We start from the raw sequence: 2,382 nt of genomic DNA on the forward strand, positions 1-2,382 counted from the left end.
GCTCTTCTCCTCAGCCGCCGGTACCTTCGGCGGCCTCGGCCAGGGCAACTACGCTGCGGCCAACGTCTTCCTTGACGCCCTCGCCGCTCAGCGCCGTGCCGCCGGACTCCCCGCGATCTCGCTCGCCTGGGGCGCTTGGGCGGACGGCGGCATGGTCGGCAGCCTGGCCGAGGTCGACGTGCGACGGATGAGCCGTGGCGGCGTGCAGGGCATGCTCGCGGACGAGGGCCTGGCGCTCTTCGACGCGGCATGCGCCGCGGATGACGCGATGCTGGTGCCGATGCAGCTCGACCTCGCGGCGCTGCGCGCCGAGGCAGTGGCGGGTACGCTGCCGCCGCTGCTGCGCGGACTGGTCAGGACGCCGGTTCGCCGGGCCGTCGAGGCCAACTCGTCCGGAACGGTGGCCGGTTCTGGCCTCGCCGGGCGGCTGGCCGCGCTGCCCGTGGCCGAGCGGGACGCCGTGCTGCTCGAGCTGGTCTGCGCTCGGGTGGCGTCGGTGCTGGGTTACGCGGACGCCGCTGCGGTGGAGTCCGGCCGGGCGTTCAAGGAGCTCGGTTTCGACTCGCTGACGGCCGTCGAGCTGCGCAACGAGCTGAACGGTGCGACGGGTCTGCGGCTGCCGGCGACGCTGGTGTTCGACTACCCGACGCCCGCCGCGCTGGCCGCCTTCCTGCGCTCGGAGCTGGTCGGCGAGGGGACCGAGGCGTCGGTCGCCGCCGCGGTCGCGGTCCTGGACGACGAGCCGATCGCGATCGTCGGGATGAGTTGCCGCTACCCGGGCGGTGTGGAGTCGCCCGAGGACCTGTGGCGGCTGGTCTTCGAGGGTGCGGACGCGGTCTCCGGCTTCCCGGCCGGCCGTGGCTGGGACCTGGACAACCTCTACCACCCGGATCCGGATCACCAGGGCACCTCGTACGCCCGCGAGGGCGGGTTCCTGCACGACGCGGGCCTGTTCGACCCGACGTTCTTCGGGATCTCGCCGCGTGAGGCGCTGGCGATGGACCCGCAGCAGCGCCTGCTGCTGGAGACCTCGTGGGAGGCGTTCGAGCGGGCCGGCATCGACCCGGCGACCGTGCGCGGCAGCCGGACCGGCGTCTTCGCCGGTGTGATGTACCACGACTACGCCACGGGCGTCGGTGAACTGCCGGACGGCGTTGAGGGCTACCTCGGCACGGGCAACTCCGGCAGCATCGCCTCCGGCCGCGTCGCCTACACGCTCGGCCTGGAAGGCCCGGCGGTCACGGTCGACACCGCGTGCTCCTCGTCGCTGGTGGCACTGCACTGGGCGATCCAGGCGCTGCGGGGCGGTGAGTGCACCATGGCGCTGGCCGGCGGCGTGGCGATCATGTCCACCCCGGAGGTCTTCGTCGACTTCAGCCGCCAGCGGGCGCTCTCCGTGGACGGCCGCTGCAAGGCGTTCTCGGCGGACGCGGACGGCACGGGCTGGGGCGAGGGTGTCGGCATGCTGCTCGTGGAGCGGCTCTCCGACGCCGAGCGCAACGGTCACCCGGTGCTGGCGGTGATCCGTGGTTCGGCGATCAACCAGGACGGTGCGTCGAACGGTCTGACGGCGCCGAACGGTCCGTCGCAGCAGCGGGTGATCCGCCAGGCGCTGGCGAACGCCGGTCTGTCGGCCGACGAGGTCGACGCGGTGGAGGCGCACGGCACGGGCACCACGCTGGGTGACCCGATCGAGGCGCAGGCGCTGCTGGCGACCTATGGCCAGGAGCACTCGGCGGACCGTCCGCTGTGGCTGGGTTCGCTGAAGTCGAACATCGGTCACACGCAGGCGGCGGCGGGTGTCGGCGGCATCATCAAGATGGTGATGGCGATGCGGCACGGTGTGCTGCCGCAGACGCTGCACGTGAACGAGCCCTCGCCGAAGGTGGATTGGGCCTCGGGTGCGGTGTCGCTGCTGACCGAGCCGCGGCAGTGGCCGGAGACCGGGCGTCCGCGCCGTGCGGCGGTGTCGTCGTTCGGTATCAGCGGCACCAACGCCCACACCATCCTCGAGTACGCTCCGGCGGCTGCCCAGGAGCCGGCGGAGGCCGACTCCGGCATCGTGCCGCTGCTGCTGTCCGCACAGAGCGCGACGGCCCTGCGAGGCCAGGCGGCGCGGCTGCGCTCGCACCTGGCGGAGCGGCCGGAGTTGTCGCTGGCGGATGTCGGGTACTCGCTGATGTCGTCGCGGGCCGGGTTCGAGCACCGGGCGGTGCTGGTCGCGGCCGACCGTGATGGTGCGGTCCGGGGTCTGGAGGCGTTGGCGTCCGGTGAGCCGGGTGCGGGGCTGGTTCAGGGCAGTGCGGGGTCTGCGGGGAAGGTGGCGTTCGTCTTCCCGGGTCAGGGTTCGCAGTGGGCTGCGATGGCGGTGGAACTCCTGGA

General features: G+C 72.8%; 1 protein-coding gene. It reads left to right on the plus strand.

Features of this window, described 5'->3' with window-relative positions; genetic code table 11:
- A partial coding sequence (locus ACWDAK_RS40995) for a type I polyketide synthase (protein ID WP_449806589.1) occupies window positions 1–2,382 on the plus strand: 2,382 nt, incomplete at both ends.

The sequence above is a fragment of the Kitasatospora sp. NPDC001175 genome, assembly GCF_053598215.1.